The 18,394-nt window shown below is 56.6% G+C and carries 13 protein-coding genes; 6 read left to right on the top strand and 7 right to left on the bottom strand.

Annotation, left to right across the window (positions count from 1 at the left end; translation table 11 throughout):
* Nucleotides 1–111 precede the first annotated feature (111 nt).
* The 4 genes from OVA03_RS05415 (at nucleotide 112) to OVA03_RS05430 (ending at nucleotide 1,644) form a co-directional block, all read left to right on the top strand.
* The gene (locus OVA03_RS05415; protein WP_267527136.1) at nucleotides 112–429 is read left to right on the top strand and encodes a rhodanese-like domain-containing protein; all 318 of its coding nucleotides are present in this window, start codon (nucleotides 112–114) and stop codon (nucleotides 427–429) included.
* Between the two features lie 120 nt (nucleotides 430–549).
* The gene (locus OVA03_RS05420; RefSeq protein ID WP_267527137.1) at nucleotides 550–915 is read left to right on the top strand and encodes an ArsR/SmtB family transcription factor; all 366 of its coding nucleotides are present in this window, start codon (nucleotides 550–552) and stop codon (nucleotides 913–915) included.
* Nucleotides 916–1,030: 115 nt separating this feature from the next.
* Complete coding sequence (locus OVA03_RS05425) at nucleotides 1,031–1,444, top strand: hypothetical protein (RefSeq protein ID WP_267527138.1); 414 nt, start codon at nucleotides 1,031–1,033, stop codon at nucleotides 1,442–1,444.
* Nucleotides 1,441–1,644: a helix-turn-helix transcriptional regulator gene (locus OVA03_RS05430; RefSeq protein WP_267527139.1), complete on the top strand. Its 204-nt coding sequence runs from the start codon at nucleotides 1,441–1,443 to the stop codon at nucleotides 1,642–1,644. The genes OVA03_RS05425 and OVA03_RS05430 overlap by 4 nt, the downstream gene beginning before the upstream one ends.
* 3 nt (nucleotides 1,645–1,647) lie before the next feature.
* Here the strand turns inward: OVA03_RS05430 and OVA03_RS05435 are convergent, their stop codons facing one another.
* The 7 genes from OVA03_RS05435 to kduI all read right to left on the bottom strand — a co-directional run bounded on the left by OVA03_RS05435 (nucleotide 1,648) and on the right by kduI (nucleotide 13,915).
* The gene (locus tag OVA03_RS05435) at nucleotides 1,648–4,737 is read right to left on the bottom strand and encodes a glycoside hydrolase family 2 TIM barrel-domain containing protein (protein ID WP_267527140.1); all 3,090 of its coding nucleotides are present in this window, start codon (nucleotides 4,735–4,737) and stop codon (nucleotides 1,648–1,650) included.
* Nucleotides 4,738–4,812: 75 nt separating this feature from the next.
* Nucleotides 4,813–5,250 (bottom strand): GlcG/HbpS family heme-binding protein, encoded by a 438-nt coding sequence (locus OVA03_RS05440; protein WP_267527141.1) that lies wholly within the window; start codon nucleotides 5,248–5,250, stop codon nucleotides 4,813–4,815.
* Between the two features lie 131 nt (nucleotides 5,251–5,381).
* Entirely contained in the window at nucleotides 5,382–8,216 is a 2,835-nt protein-coding gene (locus OVA03_RS05445; protein WP_267527142.1) for a TonB-dependent receptor, read from the bottom strand.
* Between the two features lie 443 nt (nucleotides 8,217–8,659).
* On the bottom strand, nucleotides 8,660–9,487 hold the full coding sequence (locus tag OVA03_RS05450; RefSeq protein ID WP_420710480.1) for an IclR family transcriptional regulator: 828 nt from the start codon (nucleotides 9,485–9,487) through the stop codon (nucleotides 8,660–8,662).
* A gap of 137 nt (nucleotides 9,488–9,624) precedes the next feature.
* Nucleotides 9,625–10,869, bottom strand: coding sequence for a DUF2264 domain-containing protein (locus OVA03_RS05455; RefSeq protein ID WP_267527143.1), 1,245 nt, complete (start codon nucleotides 10,867–10,869; stop codon nucleotides 9,625–9,627).
* Between the two features lie 29 nt (nucleotides 10,870–10,898).
* Nucleotides 10,899–12,986 (bottom strand): glycoside hydrolase family 88 protein, encoded by a 2,088-nt coding sequence (locus OVA03_RS05460; protein WP_267527144.1) that lies wholly within the window; start codon nucleotides 12,984–12,986, stop codon nucleotides 10,899–10,901.
* A gap of 80 nt (nucleotides 12,987–13,066) precedes the next feature.
* Nucleotides 13,067–13,915 (bottom strand): 5-dehydro-4-deoxy-D-glucuronate isomerase, encoded by an 849-nt coding sequence (gene kduI / locus OVA03_RS05465; RefSeq protein ID WP_267527145.1) that lies wholly within the window; start codon nucleotides 13,913–13,915, stop codon nucleotides 13,067–13,069.
* Nucleotides 13,916–14,373: 458 nt separating this feature from the next.
* Here kduI and OVA03_RS05470 point away from each other — a divergent pair, with 458 nt between their 5' ends.
* Together OVA03_RS05470 and OVA03_RS05475 are read left to right on the top strand one after the other, a co-directional pair.
* On the top strand, nucleotides 14,374–16,512 hold the full coding sequence (locus tag OVA03_RS05470; RefSeq protein WP_267527146.1) for a putative bifunctional diguanylate cyclase/phosphodiesterase: 2,139 nt from the start codon (nucleotides 14,374–14,376) through the stop codon (nucleotides 16,510–16,512).
* A gap of 114 nt (nucleotides 16,513–16,626) precedes the next feature.
* Complete coding sequence (locus OVA03_RS05475) at nucleotides 16,627–18,366, top strand: DUF4153 domain-containing protein (protein WP_267527147.1); 1,740 nt, start codon at nucleotides 16,627–16,629, stop codon at nucleotides 18,364–18,366.
* The last annotated feature ends 28 nt before the right edge of the window (nucleotides 18,367–18,394 follow it).

The following is an 18,394-nucleotide window of genomic DNA, read 5'->3' on the forward strand; positions in this document are numbered from 1 at the left end:
CACATTCTGCCACGCGGCGGCATGTCGCACGCTAGACCCCGCGCGCCTGATGCTCTATTCAGGGCCGAAACCTTGGGCCACGCGACCCGGAACGGCCAATCAGGAGAGACCATGGCTATCATTGACCTCAGCGCCGCCGATGTGAAATCAGCCCTCGATAAAGATGAGATCATCCTGGTTGATGTTCGTGAACCACATGAACTGGCCATGGGTTATATCGACGGTGCGGTCAGCCTGCCGCTGTCGGCCTTTGATCCGGCCGCCCTGCCGACGGAAGATAGCCGCGAGATGGTCTTTTACTGCGCGGCGGGTGTCCGCTCGGCCCGCGTACTCGAATACCTTCAGCATCAAGGCTTTGCGGTCAAAAAACACCTGAGCGGCGGCATTCAGGACTGGGTTGGCAAAGGCTACCCCCTGAAATTTGAATAGGTTTCACATGTGGGCAAACAGGGGTGGAGGAAACGGGGAAGAAAAACGGGGGAATCCTATTGTTTTTGCCGCGCTTTGCCACTTAAGCTTGTCGGCACCTGCTCAGTGAGTATGCTCCTCTTGCCCTCCTCCCTCCCGCCCACATCCGATACACTGCCCTTAAGCGCCCAAGAGCGCGAAAGCCGGGCCGATGCGGCGGCGCGGTTGATGAAAATGCTGGCCAATACCCAAAGGCTTTTGATCCTGTGTCGCTTGCTGGAAGGCGAATGTTCGGTGGGTGAACTCTCCGAACATGTCCGTCTGGCTCAGTCGGCGACCTCCCAGCATCTGGCCCGGATGCGCACCGAAGGTCTGGTCGCCACGCGCCGGGACGCTCAGTCGATCTATTACCGGCTCGATAATGAGATTGCGGCCGAGATCCTGACCCTGCTGCACGGCATCTATTGCAAACCTGCCCCCAGGGATAAGCGCATAAAAAAAATGTAAGGCAAAGCTTACATGTCAGGTTGACCTGACATGTATCGCATGTTAAGCTTACCTTACATCCGGCCCGATGTCTTTTTAACTCTGCTAACGCGGACGCACAACAGGACACACTCACATGAAAACGCTTAAACCCATCACCGAATACACCATAGGCTTTACTGCATGGATGGTGGTCTATGTCGCCGCCGTCTTTTTCGCCGGTTACTATTTTCGCGGCATGACCCCGTTGGGTGCGCCGCAAGCGCCCCTGCTCTATGCGATCGCCCTTTTGCCGAGTATTCCGATCGGCGGTACCATACTGGTTTTTCTGCGCTTTATGGATCGCAGCGATGAGTATATGCGGGCAATTATGACCCGGCGATTTATCGTCGCCACCGGGATCACCCTGTTTATCAGCACCGCCTGGGGGTTTGTTAAAAACTACACTGAAATGCCGGGTAGCGGTCTGGATTACACCTACATGATCTTCTGGATCAGCTTTGCCGTCATTTCCCCCTTTGTCCGCGACAGCAAGGTCCGTACAGCGTGAAAACCCATCTGAAAACGTTGCGTAGCGAGGCTGGCCTGACCCAGGCTGACCTCGCCGGGAAACTGGGGGTCTCGCGTCAGGCGGTTATTGCCATCGAATCGGATAAGCACGACCCGTCGCTCGATCTGGCCTACCGGATCGCCGCCGTGTTTGACCTGCCGGTGGAGGCCATATTCGAGAACCCCCACCGGACGGGTTGAGCCTTATTGCGGCTTAAGGGTAAAGCTATAGGTCTGCGGCACCAGCTTGATGCGGTACTTGGCTAAGGGCCGCCCATCCAATGACCAGCCCGTATCGCCACCCACCCCCGCTTGCGCCAGATCGATCAGGAGCGAGCCATTACCGCGCGGGTGGATTTCCGACGATTTCCATGTCCCGCGCGGGTTGCGCAGGTACAGGTCTTCGTACGGGAACGCTAAGGCATTAACCGACAGCGGCTGATCGCCGGTGACGCGCACGCCCTTACCCGCTGCATCGCTTAGGGCCAGCCAGCGCACATCGGTCTTATTGCCGCTTTCCTGCGGACGGCTATAGTCGTGGTACTGATCGGCGACCTTACCCTTATAGAGTCCGATAGCATAGCCGGTCTGCCGATCGACATAGGATTCCTGTGGCCCCCGCCCGTACCATTCGATATCACTTAAGGATGGTTCGCTGTCAAATTTCAAGCCCAGCCGCAGCGGATCAGGCAGATCATCCCTCAGCGGCGTAAAGGTCGAGGTGACCTTGACCGCGCCATCTGACTGCATCTGATAGGTGGTTTCCCAATGGACCGCACCGGTGCCGAAATTATAGAGCACCTTCACGGCCTCATCCGTCACCTCGACCGCGCGCACCTGACGGTTATCAGTGAAATTTTTCCAGATGCGGTGTGATTTTTCAACGCCCGTCCCTTCATCATTGTCGATCAGGCCGCGCCAGAAGTTGGGCGCCCCGCCCTTAAGCAAAGTCTTGCCGCCGGCGCTATAGGTCACCAAACCGGTCTTGCCATCGACTTTAAGCGTCGCCGCGGCCGATTTCAGGCTGATATCATCGCCGATCTTAACCGGTTTAACGGTAGCGACCGCCACGGGTTCGGCGTCTGATTTATGGGTGACGAATTGCGTGAAACCCAGCACTGTGCCCGCCGCAACGCCCTTGATAGCATTGGGCTTAGCCTTGGCGCGGATGGTCACGATCTGCTCGGAACCCGGTGCGACTTTCAGCATGGGCAGGTTGATCGGCACGGCCTGAGAGGTTCCGGCCTTGACCGCGGCGGCCTCAAACGTGCCGGTCGTGACCAGATTGCCATTATTGGTCAGCGCCCATTCAAAGTCGAATCCGCTCAAATCCATAAAGTCATAACGATTGACGACCTTGACCTGCCCCGTCGTCGGATCGCCCTCAAACACCACCGGCGAATAGACCTTTTGTAACTCATAATATTCCGGATCGGGCACGCGGTCAGCATTGACCACCCCGTCACCAACCACCGAATTATCGCCGCGCGCCGGATTGATATCAAAGCCTGATGCCCAATATTTGCGGCCCTTATCATCCTTGGCGTGGACGGTCTGATCAACCCAGTCCCACACAAACCCGCCCTGCAGCTTTTTGTGGGCGCGGATGGTTTGCCAGTAGTCCTCAAGGTTACCGAGCGAATTACCCATGGCATGGGCATATTCGCACTGGATCATCGGCTGGGTTTGGGTCGGGTCTTGCGCCCAGTCGACCATTTTTTCGATATCATCATACATCGGCGCATAGATATCGACATAAGGATTGGGGGCATGACGCTCTACCAGCGTACCGTGGCCCAGATAGGAAATCAGCCGGGTTGGATCGTTCTTGCGTATCCACTTGGCGGCGTTTTCAAAGTTCGGGCCGGTACCCGCCTCATTGCCCAGCGACCAAAAGATGATCGAAGGTGAGTTCTTATCGCGCTCAACCATGCGCGACACCCGATCAAGGTGCGCCGCTTCCCAATGCGGCTTGAAACCTAGCTGTATGTCTTCGCGCTTGGGGCTGCCGAGTTTATCGGCCGTATCCATATATTCGTGAGATTCGATATTGGCTTCGTCATAGACATAGAGGCCGTATTCGTCCGCCAGATCGTACCACAACGGATCGTTGGGATAGTGTGAGGTGCGCACGGCATTAACATTGGCCGCTTTCATCAGCTCGATGTCCTTGCGCATCGAGGCTTCGCTCATGACACGGTAGGTCTTCGGGTCATGCTCATGGCGGTTGACGCCCTTGATCATGATGCGCTTGCCGTTGACCTGCACTTCGCCATTGCGGATTTCGACCGTGCGGAAGCCGATCTTGCGCGAGGTCGCCGAGATCAGATTACCTTTGGCGTCTGTGTACTCAATCACCAGGCGATAGAGGTTGGGCGTCTCCGCCGACCAGGATTTAACGCCCTTGATCGTACCCGTCAGCTTGGCGGGCTTGGTGGTCGAAGCCTTAGTCGACGTTTTCAGCACCTGCGTGTCGCCGTCATAGACCGTGGCGGTGATGGTGCCCGATCCCTTAGTGCCCGCCAGTTCGGCTTCCAGCGCAAATGTGCCGTCGGTGTAGTTTTTATCGAGCGACGCCGTGACTGTGAAATCCCTCAAACGGGTCTTCGGCTCGGCATAGAGATAGACCGAGCGCTCAATCCCCGACAGCCGCCAGAAATCCTGATCCTCAAGGTAGGAGCCATCGGCATAGCGATAGATTTCAATCGCTATGGTGTTCGCACCAGGTTTGACAAACTTCGTCAGATTAAATTCCGATGGCAGTTTCGAATCTTCGGAATAGCCGACCTTTTCGCCGTTGACCCAGATGTAATAGGCCGCCCCCGCCGCCCCGATATGCAGGAAGACATCCTTACCCGACCAGTCAGCGGCCACTTCAAAGCTGCGCTTGTACGATCCGACCTCGATCAGATCGTGCGGGATATAGGGCTCATTGGCCGGGAACGGATATTTGATGTTCCAGAATTCCGGCGTCCCAAACTTGCCCTCACCTTGCGCCTGGATCATGCCGGGCACCTGAATCTTGTCCCAGCCGGACGTATCGGCGGTGGGCAGGTCCTTCGGGCGCGCCTCTACGCCTTTGGAGAACTTGAAATCCCATGTCCCGTCCAGCGACTGAAAATAACGCGACGCTGACTTATCCCCTTTGAGTGCCAGATCGCGGCTCTCAAAGTTAAAGAACGTCGCCTTCATCGGCTCGCGGTTCACCGCCACCACATCAGGTTGTTCCCACTCCGCGGGTACAGATTGGGCGACGACTGTGGGGGCCGTGCCCATGACCAGAACAGCCGCCATAGCGGTGCCCGTGCATAATTGACGAAGTAACATTCTAATCCTCACCTGAGCCGGTTAAATTTATTTATACTATAATTAATTGGCCGACCAATTTGCAAGTCCCGTTCGTGCACATTCGTCGGCAATTTCGTGGTCAGTATCGGCGACCGCCAACCCTCCGGCCAGTTGTCCCGATATATAGAGTGGTAGCGAACCGCCATGGGCATTGTAAAGCTCTGGATTGGCTTTGATGATCGCGGCAAACGCCGGATCGGTGGCCTCGCGCGCCTCCAGTTCCGAGCCGGCTGCGTTAAATTTTACCGCCGTCGCCGCCTTGCGCGGGGCCGCTACAGGCGGTTTTACCACCCCATCGCCCCGCAGAATAACTATGGGTGTGCCCGTTGCATCGACCACGGCAGCGCTGACCGGAGCCCCCTTTGCCGCGCAGGCCGCAATGGCTGACCGCGCCAGATCGATCGACTGATCGAGCGTTAACGCCGGCGCCACCTCAAATGCCAAAAGGAATGAGAGCATGTTGATTTTTTTCAGGAAAAAGGCCGGTGACGACGAACGCCACCGGCAAAGCTGTGCATGTCAGGGAGAGAGCATACACCAGGTACCACGGGCCCTTCAGAGGGGGAGCCTCCCGTGGGGGTCTCAAAGCGTTAGAACTTGCCGCGGATGCCGAACTTGATGGTGCGGCCATCATATTTGGCATAGTCCATGCGCGACTTGCGGCCTTCGCCAAAGCGGCCGCTGACGTCATCGAAATAGTCGAAGCTCAGCGTGTCACCCAGGTTAAGCGCATCCAGCCGCACCTCGATATTGTCGGTGACCTTGTAGCTGATATTGCCGTCGAGATAGCCTGCGCCGGCGTGCCAGCGTTGCAGGTCTGAGCCATTGGGCGAGGTCTCGATGATGTTCTTATCCTTGTAGTTATAGGAGAAGCGCACCCCCAGCGGCCCTTTTTCGTAATAGGCGGTCAGGCTGTAGGAATATTCCGGGATGGTATTAACGTTAAGTATGCGGCCATCGGTCGTCTTGTAATCGTAACCCGACGAATTGACGTGGGTGTAGCTGGCCAGAGCGCCCAGACCATCCCACGGCGACGGCAGGAAGCTGAAGGTCTGCTGATAGGCCAGTTCATAGCCATCAAGCTCGATCTCCCCAGCATTGTAGTATGTCGCCAGTTGAATCTGCAGGTTCGGATCGACCTTGCCATTGGTGTCATAAAAGATATTGGCCAGTGACGTATCCGGCAGGCCAAGGCTTGAGAATGTCACCATCGTCGACTGAGACACCGTCGTATCAACCAGTTTCTTTTTGAAGTAACCCGCGCTGACCAGAGAGCCGCGGCCGAAATACCACTCAAGTCCGGTATCCCAGTTGGTCGAAATCTGCGGTTTTAGGTCGGGGTTACCTGATGTCGCATAGGTGTTATAGATATTGGGGATAACGGTCTGCGCCGCGATCAGCGACAACGACGCCCGTGTTATGGTTTTGCCCCATGATCCGCGCCAGATCAGGTCATCGCGCAGGTCGTAAGCAAAACTGACCGACGGATTGGCATTGCTGTAGCGGTTTTCTTCGGTATTGGGCTCGTAGCTGTTGTTCTGGCCGGTTTTTTTGTAGTTCTCGATAGTCATGCCGGTCGATGAATAGCGAACGCCGGCATTGACCCGTAACTGACGCTCCAGCACCAGACCGATGAAATCCGATTGCAGGAAGACGCTCTTGACCTCCTCTTCGGCGGTAAAGCTGGTCGATAGATCGATGGGGGATTTCATGGCCGAGCCGATCGGATCAACCGTTTGGTTGACGAAATCGCGCGAGAAGGTCGCCCAGGCGTTCGGGAAACTGCCTCCGATCACCAGATTATCGAGCGGCACATGATCCAGCATGGCCGCGCGCAGGCCCGCCGTTCCGACCGCATTCAGGGCCGCCGTGGCAAAGGATGTGCCGTTACGCTTGGTCTTTTGCTTGGTGGTGCGGACATAGACCAGACCGCCCTTCAAGTGTCCCGTCCAGCCGTCGATCAGATTATAATCCCAGTCCGCGACCAGTCGGGCGGTACGCTCACGGTCGACTTCGCGGTTCCAGTCAATGGCCGTAGAAAAATCCTGATAACGGTTAGGGTCGGTGAAATCGACCCCTGTGGCCGCCAGCCCCGGATAGACATGATCATCACCCCAGTCGAGGGTCGTCGTCACCCCGTACAGGTTCGAGACAATCCGTTTATTGTCGTAGTAGGCGGCACTTTCCGAGGCCGAAACCTGCCCCGTCAGGGTCAGACTGTCGGTCAGTTCATATTTGCCATTAAAAGAGGCATAACCAAACTTGGTTTCGCCATTATAGAAATAGCTTTCGCCCAGATACGAGGTGTTGCCAAATGTGCCTTCCAGCAGGTTACCGTCAGGGTTAATCGTCACATCGATCGGCACGAAACCATTGTGACCCGAAGCGCCGGCCTGGGCGGCGGTGTTGGTGGTGCGGGTATTGCGGATCGGCATACCGAAGGTGAACTCGTCGCGCTCGTCCTGAAGATGGGAGAACAACAGATCGACACTCAGGTCCAGACGGTCGCGCTTATATTGCAGCGAGGTCACCAGACCATCACGGTCGCGGGTATTTTCAGCCCCATAATAACGATAGAACCGCGGCAGATAGGCGTTATCGATGGCGGTGCGGTTGGGCAACATGGCCGCCGCGCGGGGATCGTTCCAATCGAGCGCAAACGCAAACGGGCCACTACCGATGCTGTTTGGGTTATTGGCCAGATATGAGCTGTTGTAGCCGCCGGTGGCTTCAAAGCCCGACTTCATATTGACGCTGGTTGAATGGGCCGCACCTATCAGCAAGCCCCAGTTACCCCAGGTATTCGAATAGAGCACAAAGGCATTGGGATCGAGGTGCTCCGACGCCGTATTATACGACCCCATGACCGCATAGCGGATACTGCGTTTGCCAGCCCCGTCAAACGGACGCGGCGTTTGCAGATCAACGACCCCGCCAATACCGCCTTCTTCGAGTTCGGCCAACGGGGTCTTATAGAAATCAACCCGGCCAAACAGTTCGGAGGCAAACACATCATAGTTGAAATCGCGCGACGATCCGCCGACATTCGATGATGAGGTCGTGCGCACCGGCGCGCCATTGAGCATGGTGACGTTATATTCCGACCCCAGCCCCCGGATAGAAATGCGCTGACCTTCGTTGGACGCGCCGTCGCGGCTCAGATAGACACCCGGTATGCGCTGCAAGGCTTCGGCGACGTTAGCCTCGGGAAACTTTCCGATGTCTTCGGCGACAATCGAGTCGCGCACAACAATGGCTTCTCTTTTCAGATTGATCGATTTTTGCAGCGATGAGCGAAAGCCGGTGACGACGACCTCGGTCACGTCGTCGGTTGCGGCTTCCGGTGGCGTTGTGGCCGCCTGCCCCCACGCCGTGCCGCTAAACCCGATGGCCAGCATGGTGGTCATTAGCAGTTGTTTTTTCATGTGTTTACCTTCCTTGACCGGCGCACGCCTTCACTCAGCGCTTTGGGCGCAGGTTCAGGTCGGGCGCTTCGACTTCCCTTATGATTATTACGGTTATTGCTTGTGCGCGCCGACAGAGCCAAGGCTCATGCCGATGCGGTGACGCCTTACTCTACGGACAGTCCCTGAGTGTCATGGTCTTTCTCGTGTCCCCTGTGTACGGCCTTTAAGGGCCGATCCTAACCTGTACTGCCAGCCGCTATTATTATAGTCAGGTGCGACCGTGCATTTTCGTAACACATAACGATATGTGAGTACATATAGAGGAACGATATTGTATAATAAATTTTATCTTTATGGGCCCGCTTGTGTCGCCAAGGCAACATTCGCCACCGCCATTCCGATATACGGAACGAAAAAGCGCCTGCAAAACGGCTGAAACCACCGCTAAAGGCGCAAACGGCTTAAATCTGCCCTTTGAAGCCAAACTCACGGCTGATCGCGGTCGCCGTATCGCGGACATAACGGCTTAAAGTATCAATGCGGGCATCATCCATATACTGGGCGGCCGATGAGACGCTGATGGCGGCCACGATAACATTGTTCATGTCGCGAATCGGGGCGGCCACACAGCGGACATGGTCTTCGTTTTCATCCAGATCCATGGTGTAACCGCGCTGGCGGTAGTCCTTCATAACCTCAAGCCAGCCTTTGAGATCATAACGATAGCGCGGCGTCTCAGCCGCTTCGCGCAGATAGACTTCGCGCAACACGTCTTCGCTTTCATCCATCAGCAAGGCTTTGCCCAGCCCGGTATGGCGCAAAAGCTGGCGCTCACCGACAATGCAACGTACCTCGATACGGCGCGTGCCGGGAATCTTATCAATATAATGAACCTGATGGCGATCCAGCACCCCCAGATTAACCGTGTCGCCCGTATCTGCCGAAAGCTGACGCAGATAGTCGTGGCTGACGCGGGTCAGCGTAATCTGCTGTTGGGCAGCGTAACCCAGTTCGAGCAGTTTGGTGCCCAGACTATAGCCATCGCGCTGACTGAAGCTCAAGAAACTGGCCTCAACCAGGGTGGTCGCCAGACGATGAACGGTTGTCTTATTAAGACCCAGGGATTTCGACATCTTGCCCAGCGTATTGTCGCCCTTAGCCACGCGCGACAGCACGTCCAACCCCTTCATCAGGGTCATAGCTCCGGCCTTGGCGCCCGCCTCTGCCGGTTCTGCGATTTTGGGTTCAAGTACCTCAGCCATCAGGTCGGTCTTCATCGCTTGGGTCATAGTCTACTCCTGCCTGACGGGACAATCATACGACGATTCATCCCGAATACGATACAGCCGTACACAATAGTGATACAGGCGGCAATTAAAAAAACAAGTTCTTTTAAATTCCACCTGCTATCCCAATGACTTACCCGTTAGTAATCTACCGCATAATCCTTGGCGAACTTGGCCCCGGCAAAGGCTTTCTTTTGCGTCCAGTCCAGCGCCGGTGCCGTCCAGAAAGCATCCGTAGCCGGCAGGCCCAGCGCCAGAAAGCCTTCGGACGTGATATACATGCTGCCATTGTTGGAATACCAGTCGCCCAGTTCCGGCTGGTGCCCGGCAAAACCAATGGTCAGATAGCCATCTTTGGTGAAATTGCTGGCCTGGGCAAACACAGCCTGATGGACCGCGGTAAGTGCGCCCCGCACCTGACCTTCCGGCAGGCTTGAAGGCAATGACTTACGCCACGCCATCAGGGCCAGGGGTTGAAAGGTGGCGGTTCGGTAAGTCAGGGACCGCCCGATCGGCGGATAGGTGCCGGTAGGTGAGACAAACCGTTCCAGATGCTCACAATATCTCTGGGTGCGCTTTTGCCACTTCGGCAGTTCGATTTCCGGCCTGAGATTATTGAAGCTGGGTTTGAACCGTACCAGAACCTCAAGGATTTCCAGCAGCATAGGGTAGATGACGTAGGAATTGTAATAGTCGAAATGGAACTTGACCCCGTCCGCGACCCAGCCGTCGCCGATATACCATTCTTCCATTTTCTTGATGGTCAGATCGACGCGCATCGGGTCCCAGTCTTCACCGATCGACAGCAGAAACGCCTCGTTCATGGCCGCAAACAACAGCCAGTTGGTATAGGGTGGTGAGACCCGACGTAAGGATTTGATCTCCTCGACAATGCGCGCCTTGGTGGTGGCATCCAGCGGCTCCCACAACTGTTTCGGCGCGCGCATCAGGGCGTTGGTGAAATAGGCCGAATCGACCAGCGCCTGGCCGTGGCCGCGCCACAACAGATAGTCAGGGCTTTGGGGATCAACCGAATGGACAAAGGATTGCAGGGCCTGCTGCTCCAGCCGCTTACGCACGCGCCCTTCGGCGGTATCGTCTTCAGGCAGGGACAGCCACGGAGCCACCCCCGCAATCAGGCGCGCAAAGGCTTCCATATAGGCCACGTTCTTATCGCGTCCATCCCAGGTCGGACTAACCTCCAGAGCGAAGTTTTTCCTTAAGTTCCCCGCCGCCATATTTGACAACACCGGCTCGGCTATCTTTTGCAGGAGCCCGGCCATGTAGGTGCGGTCATTGACTATTGCCGGTTTTTTAGCCGCCTCGGCTCCGCTTGCGGCCATGGCACCGATGGCCGCAGACCCGGAGATGGCAGCCTTGATCATGTCTCGTCTTTGCATTTTATGTCCCTGTTTTATTTATTTAAATTAAGGCTTTGGGTATCCAGCCACGCCTTGAAGCCATCAAGGTCGCGCACGCCCTGCTGATCCTGTGCCCAGGCCGCACCGAACGCATAGGTAATCGCCGCCGGATCTTTAAAGGTCACAAACAGGCTGGTTCCGTCATCCTGAGCGCTATTGACGACGGTATCAGGCTTATAGAACACAGCGACTCCAAGCCCGTCATTGGCCAGAGACTGCTGGCCCCAGGTGGCGACATAGGCCCAGCCCCTGGCATCCGGTGCCGATTTAAGCACGGTGACGCCCTCATGTTTGATCAGGCCGGTGACGAACGGGCCGGACGCCGCCTGCCCCTTGGCGCTGACGTGGGTCAGGGCCGAACCGTTTTTAATTGTGAACCGTGTCGTCAGGTTCGATGTGCCATTATCAAAACCTTTGGTCTCCACTTCGGCCACAGCCTGCGCCGGACCATTGTCGATAATTTTGGCTGAGATCGTTGATTTACCAATCTGGGTTGCCTTACCACCGCGCAGAACCCCTACGCCACCAATCCCGACCGTTTCGCCGACCTTGAAGATGTCCATGCCCCACGGCGCCATGTCGTGATAATTGTCGACCCCCTGCCCGATGGTGTGCAGCACCGGCCCCGGCGTCTTTTTGCCAAAGATATCAATGGCCATGCGCTCATCCAGATAGAGCCGATAGGCCATCAGGTCGGACTCCCAGCCCAGCCCCTCAAACGCCATCAGGCCATCATGGATAAAGTGATCGGCCGGAACAGTATATTGTTTTTGCAGGTGGAAGACGCCGCGTTGCAGGCGCCCGTCTTCCAGAACGCCGCCGTCCTGCACATTGAGCACGGCCTGAACCGGCACCGGGGCTGACGGCACGGTCAGGTCCTTGCCCGGCTTGAGATCCAGATCAGCCACCGCCGTCGCTGCCAGCAGAAACGCGCCAACGCCGTAAAACTGGGTGTCGTCAAAGCTGACATTTTCCGGCCGGTCAGATACCGGCTGCACATAACCAAACTTACCGTCGGAATGCACAGCCCGCGTCAGGGCCGTCCAGCCCTTACGTACCGCCGGTTCATAGGTCTTGCGATCCAGCAACCCGGCCTTGATGCCCCAGGCCAGACCATAGGTGTAAAAGCCCGTGCCGCTCGATTCCGGCAGGGATTTGGTCGGATCGGACAGCAAAGACGGCGACCAGTAGCCATCGGGCTTTTGGATGGCGACCAGTTTGGCCGACATTTCCTTAAAGACCTGCTCCATCTCGGCGCGCCCCGGATCACCTTGCGGCAACAGCGGGATCATCCGCGCCAGCCCCGCCAGCACCCAACCATCGCCGCGGCTCCAGAACACCTTTTCACCGTTGGGGCCGCGCCGGTTGAAAAAGCGCGAGTCGCGGTAATAAAGATGTTCGTCTTTATCATAGAGATAGTTGGTAACCGCCGTAAATTCCGTCTTGGCATAGTTGGCATATTTCGGGTCGCCGGTGATTTGCGACAGTTCAAGCCAGGCCGCCGGGGCCATAAAGATGGCATCGGCCCAGCACCAGCGCTGATCGCAATCGACCCCGCGCGGATCATAATATTCGCGGTGCTCAAGGCCTACGGTCGGCGGAAAGGCCAGAATTCGGTCGAAGCGTTCTTTGAGCGGGGCAATCGCCTGCGGCCCCGCACCATGTTTTGAGGCCCATAGATAGGACTGACCGATCACATGTTCATCGGCATGATAAAACCGGTGACCCAGTTGCCACTTATTGGCCTCGCCGCGTGAAATAATGGCGCGACCATAGGCTGGATTGTCGCTGCGGTTGGCCAGTTCGATCAGGCCGACAAACAAAGCCCCCTGTACCCAGCCGGTCTTATCGGGCGTATCGGGTGAGGCATTAGATGGAATGGAACCACCCGCCATATTGGCCAGTTGCCAGTCGGCGACCTTTTCGGCCAGCGCCATGACCTCAGCCGGACGGTACGGGATCGCCGCAGGCTTTGCCGCCGCAGTGTGCGCAAGGTTAGCCGGGGTGGCAGCACTTAGCGTCACCGGCGCCAGTGCCGACATAAAAACCGCCGCCACGGTCAGTTTCAGAATGGATTTCATGTTACTCTCCCTGTTTATGTAGCCCGGCCTGAGCGAGCCCCCGCCTGTACGAACCGCAGTCGTCTCAGTACCCAACGCATTTACTTAAGCTGACAGATATCGAGCACATCCATATCGTCATAGTCCAGATTTTCCCCGCCCATCGCCCAGATAAAGGCATAGTCTGACGTGCCGGCACCGGTATGGACAGACCATGGCGGGCAGATAACCGCCTCTTCATCGCGCACAACCATATGCCGCGTATGTTCAGGCTCACCCATAAAGTGAAAGACCCGCGCATGGGGCGCCAGCCGAAAATAGAAATAGGCCTCTGAGCGGCGGTCATGCAGGTGCGGCGGCATAGTGTTCCAGACGCTGCCGGGTTTCAATATGGTCAGCCCCATCAAAAGCTGAGCCGAGGCGCAGACACCGGGTATGATCAACTGATAGATAACGCGGGCATTGGAGCCCTCTAACGTGCCCCGCTCCAGCGGAATGGCCCGCGCCGTCGAAATGGCTTTGGTTTCAAAGGCACAGTGCGCCGGTGTCGAGGCCAGATAAAACTTCGCCGGAAGACCAGAGGACAGGCTCTCAAAACTGACATCACTGGCCCCGCGCGCGATGTAAAGCGCATCCAGAGGATCTAGCGTAAATGCCTGCCCGTCAACGGTCACCACGCCCGCGCCCATGCCCACATTGACCACACCCATTTCCCGGTTGATCAGAAACGGCGCACCGGCCACGGACGCGGGTTCAGCCTGAACCGGCAGGGTTAGCACCTCATCCACGGGGGCCGCGCCGCCGATAACCAAGCGCTCCTGATGCAGGTAATTCAGAACTATTTCATCACGCACAAACAAGCCGCCAATCAGATACCGGTCGCGCAGATCCTGATTGGAGGCCTGCGCCATCATATCCGGATGCGTGGCATAATAGACGGTCTTGAACATGGCCGGCTGCATTTTCCTGTAACGCGCCTTTCTGCCCAAACCATGGGCAAACGGCACCATTTTATGATTTTATAGTTTCACAAAAGGCTTTTGCGGAACGATAAACCCGACAACGGCCTCCCCGTACAGATTACGTAACACATGATGAAATCAGAATCCACATAAAGAAACGATTTTTAAGCCTATTCGATCAATCGAGCCGCCCGCCCCAACAACGCGGGCTGTAGCGTCCGGGCATAATGAGAAGACGCCGCGCGCCTTTGTCAGATCACGCCATAAAAGCGTTGCTGCAATCTGATAATTACCCTCCCAAAAATTCATCAGAACACCCCATATCTCTGAAAAATATAGATATTATCTTACAAAATTAAATCCCGATTCACTCGTATCGGTTAGTGTGCTCCGCAATAGTAAGGTTGTTGCGTAAGGTATCATTGCACATGCCAGGGCGTTACGAGATGCAAAAAGCTCTCTTTATCTCCGATATCACCGATCAGATCGCACCTATTGCGCCCGATTGCCCCAACTCGGTAATATACGACATGTTCCGCGACACCCCCGATTTGATGGTGGTGGCGGTGGCCGATACCGATGGTACGGTTTTAGGCCTGATTGAGCGTCATACCTTCAATCTGCGGATGGCCGCGGAATTTGGTCGCGCCTTGTTTAGCCGCAAGCCGGTCACCGCCATGATGGACGCCGATCCGCTCAGGGTTGATGTAGACACGCCTTTACGCGACTTTACCCGCGCGACTCTGGCCGAGCGCCCGTCAGAGTTAATGCGAGGCTTTATCGCTACCCGCGACGGCAAATATGCCGGTGTCGGCACCTCCCTGTCGGTGCTGAAGGCCATCAGCGCCGACCTGCAAAATGCCTTTAACATACAACAGGTTATGACCGGAGACCTGCTGCGCCTGAGCGCCGAAGCCCAGCGCAGTGAAGTCTTTCTCAACACCGTCATTAACAATATCCCGGCGATGGTGCTGGTGAAAAACGCCGATGACCAGCGCATCCGCCTGATCAACCGCGCCGGCGAAAAGCTGTTTAATGTCAAGGCCAGCGATGTCGTCGGCAAGACCAGTCAGGATCTGTTCCCGCCGGAGGTCACCGCCCGTATTCTGGCCAGCGATCGCAAAGCCCTGGAGACCCTTAGTGCGGTCGTGATGGAAGATGAAACCTTTATCGATGACCAGAAACGCCGACGCATATTGCAACTCAAGAAAACCGTTCTGCGCAGTGAAAACGGCGAAGCCGACGCCATTATTACGCTCGGCATGGATCTGACCGAACAGAAAGACGCCGAAGCCCGCATCGCGCAACTGGCCCACTATGATCCGCTTACGGGGCTGGCTAACCGGGCTTTATTTGCGACCGACATGGAAAAAGCCTTAAGCCGCGCCCAAAGATCGGGCCGGTCGTTCGCGCTGATGTGCCTTGATCTGGATCGTTTTAAAGCGGTCAACGATTCTTACGGGCACATGATGGGCGACCAGTTACTGATTCAGGTCGCTGAGCGGTTGCGTAGGTGCGTACGCAAAGGCGATATGATCGCGCGCATGGGCGGCGACGAATTTGCGGTCATTCAAGACATTACCCGCGTTGATGACGCGCAACATCTGGCGGGCCGCATCGTCGAGGCCATGAAGGCGCCGTTCAAGGTCGGCGACATGCGTTTCCAGATCGGCATATCGATCGGTATTGTCATTGCCCAGCAAGACGGGCTTGATCCTCATAACCTGTTATCACGCGCGGATCTTGCCATGTACCGCGTCAAATCCGAAGGTCGCAACGGCTGGTGCTTTTTCCGACCGGAAATGGATGAGCAACTTCAGCGCCGGCTTGAGATGGAACAGGACTTAAAACGCGCCCTGGCCGACAACCAGTTCCAGCTTTATTTCCAGCCTCTGCTCAATCTGGAGACCCATGAAATCACTTCGTTCGAGGCCTTGCTGCGGTGGCACCATCCGGTGCACGGCATGGTTTCACCGGCCGAGTTTATCCCGGTCGCCGAAGAGTCCGGCCTGATCGGGCCATTAGGGGAATGGGTGCTGAAAACCGCCTGTAATGCCGCTGCCCTGTGGCCGCAGCCGTGGCGGATTGCCGTCAATATCTCCCCGCTCCAGTTCCGTCACAAATCCCTGCCCGTGCTGGTCAAAAAGGCCCTGAAAGCTTCCGGTCTGCCCGCCAGCCGCCTAGAGCTTGAAATCACCGAAAGCGTGCTACTGGAAAACGAAAAGCAGAACCTGAGCATCCTCACGCAAATCCGCGAACAGGGCGTGCGTATCGCTATGGATGACTTCGGCACCGGCTATTCGTCCTTGAGTTATCTGAGGGCGTTCCCGTTCGATAAGATCAAGATCGACCAGTCGTTCGTGCGCGACCTGCCCCATGATCGTGACGCCTTGTCGATCATCCGCGCCATCACGGACATGGCGCAGTCCCTTGGGGTGCGCATCACGGCCGAAGGGGTTGAAACTCCGGCCCAGATGGAGGCCCTGAAGGACCTGGGATGCCACGAAGCGCAAGGATACCTGATTGGCCGCCCCGCACCGGGGATCGAGGCCTATTGTCCGGTGGCAAAGACAGTCGCGGCGTAAAGAATACCCCTCCGTCTCGTCGCTAACGCGACGAGACGGAGGGGTACACTTTTAAACCACCTTCCACCCCCGCAACTTACACGCTATAGTCGCCGCGAATAATTGGGGGACGCTATGCTGGATGCTGCCAAACAACCGTTTTCAGAGCGTCACGCGCTGATTTTCCGAAGCGTCATCGGGGTGCTGTTCGGACTGGTTTTGGCCTATATCCAAGCCTATACCGATGCCCACCGGCCCGAATATCCGATCGATCCGTCAAAGATCACCCAAACCTACATATGGCATCAGATTGCCTTTTTGACAGTTGCCTTGAGCGCCTTTATCTACTGGGCAGGGGCGGCCGCCATGCGACGCGGAACGCTGCTGGTCTGGGGCCTGATCAGCATGGTGCTGATCGCCATCATCGCCTGGACGCAGTATCAGCAAAACCCGACGCCGTATTTTTCACCCTTCTGGGGCACGGCGACGTTTCTGCTGTATCCGCTATTGTTCATCGGCCACGAACTGATCTCCAGCGGTGATCAGGCCAGAAAACCCATCGCCCCCTACGGCCTCTATTTCGACGAAGCCTGGAAGCGCGGGGTACAGTTGTGCCTGTGTATTCTGTTCACCCTTTTGCTGTGGGGGATTTTGTGGCTGGGGGCTTCGCTGCTCGGCTTCATCGGCTTTGACTGGTTCAAAAAGTTGTTGGAGCAGGAATTTTTCAGCTTCCCCGTCACCGGTCTGGCGCTAGGCATTTCGGTCCATCTTTCCGACGTTCAGACCAAACTGCTGGCTAATGTTCGCGCTCTGATTTTGGGCGTGCTGTCATGGCTGCTGCCGGTGATCGTTCTGGTAGGACTGATCTTTACGGTCAGCCTGTGCTTTAGCGGCCTTGAGCCCCTGTGGAAGACCAAGGCCGCGACGGCGACCCTGCTGGGCGCGTGTCTGGGGCTGGTGCTGCTGATTAATGCCGCCTATCAGCAAGGCGACGTTGAACGCCCGGTCAATATCGCGCTCAAAATCGCCGCTCGCATTGGCTGTGGCCTGATCCTGATTTTCTCCGTGCTGGCGGCCTATGCGCTCAGTCTGCGGATCGGCCAGTACGGCCTGACGCCGGCGCGTATCATGGCGCTGGTCGGTGTGATCGTCGCGCTATTGTACGGGATAGGTTACGCGGTGGCCGCTGTCATGCCCGGTCGTTGGCTGCGCCTTATTGAGCCGCTCAATATCGCCTTTGCCATCGCCAAGTGTGTGATTTTCATTGCCGTCCTGACACCGATTGCAACCCCCGCCCGCCTCAGCGTGAACGATCAAGTCGCCCGCCTGCAATCGGGCAAGGTGGCGCCGGACCAGTTCGACTGGAACCTGCTGCGGTTTGAGACTGGCGTTTATGGCACCCGCGCCCTTGATACGCTTGAGAAAAACGGCACCACCGATGCCATTCGCAAGAAGGCGACCGAGGCGAAGGCCATAAAGGAGCGCTATCAACTCACGCCGCCCTCCAAATCCGTTAAACCGTCCGCGGGGCAGTTCAAAGTCATCGCTCCCGCCGATGGCGTGATCCCCGCAACCTTTTTAGCGCAGAGCTTCGAGATTGACGGCCACGACACGCCCCAGTGCATGAAAACCGGCTCGAAACTGTGTCAGGTATCTCTGATCGACCTTAACCGTGACACCGCGCCGGAGATTGTCATGCTGGATGACAACGCCCTGCGGATTTATGTCTTTACAGACGGAAAATGGCAGCAACAAACGGTTGATTTCAGTCTTAACGATGCTCAGAAAACGGCCTTCCTGAAAGGTGAAATTAAGGTCAGTCGCCCGGAATGGGACTATATTATGATCGGCGATAAGCTCATCACGCCACACTAACAATCCGATCATTTCTTTATATTCCGAA

Source organism: Asticcacaulis sp. SL142 (genome assembly GCF_026625745.1).
Lineage (GTDB): Bacteria > Pseudomonadota > Alphaproteobacteria > Caulobacterales > Caulobacteraceae > Asticcacaulis.

Excerpts from the sequence above, each read along its gene's own strand:
- OVA03_RS05415 (WP_267527136.1), top strand. The coding sequence starts at position 112 with ATGGCTATCATTGACCTCAGCGCCGCCGATGTGAAATCAGCCCTCGAT.
- OVA03_RS05425 (WP_267527138.1), top strand. The coding sequence starts at position 1,031 with ATGAAAACGCTTAAACCCATCACCGAATACACCATAGGCTTTACTGCA.
- OVA03_RS05435 (WP_267527140.1), bottom strand. The coding sequence starts at position 4,737 with ATGGCGGCTGTTCTGGTCATGGGCACGGCCCCCACAGTCGTCGCCCAA.
- OVA03_RS05440 (WP_267527141.1), bottom strand. The coding sequence starts at position 5,250 with ATGCTCTCATTCCTTTTGGCATTTGAGGTGGCGCCGGCGTTAACGCTC.
- OVA03_RS05445 (WP_267527142.1), bottom strand. The coding sequence starts at position 8,216 with ATGAAAAAACAACTGCTAATGACCACCATGCTGGCCATCGGGTTTAGC.
- OVA03_RS05450 (WP_420710480.1), bottom strand. The coding sequence starts at position 9,487 with ATGACCCAAGCGATGAAGACCGACCTGATGGCTGAGGTACTTGAACCC.
- OVA03_RS05455 (WP_267527143.1), bottom strand. The coding sequence starts at position 10,869 with ATGATCAAGGCTGCCATCTCCGGGTCTGCGGCCATCGGTGCCATGGCC.
- OVA03_RS05460 (WP_267527144.1), bottom strand. The coding sequence starts at position 12,986 with ATGAAATCCATTCTGAAACTGACCGTGGCGGCGGTTTTTATGTCGGCA.
- kduI (WP_267527145.1), bottom strand. The coding sequence starts at position 13,915 with ATGTTCAAGACCGTCTATTATGCCACGCATCCGGATATGATGGCGCAG.
- OVA03_RS05470 (WP_267527146.1), top strand. The coding sequence starts at position 14,374 with ATGCAAAAAGCTCTCTTTATCTCCGATATCACCGATCAGATCGCACCT.
- OVA03_RS05475 (WP_267527147.1), top strand. The coding sequence starts at position 16,627 with ATGCTGGATGCTGCCAAACAACCGTTTTCAGAGCGTCACGCGCTGATT.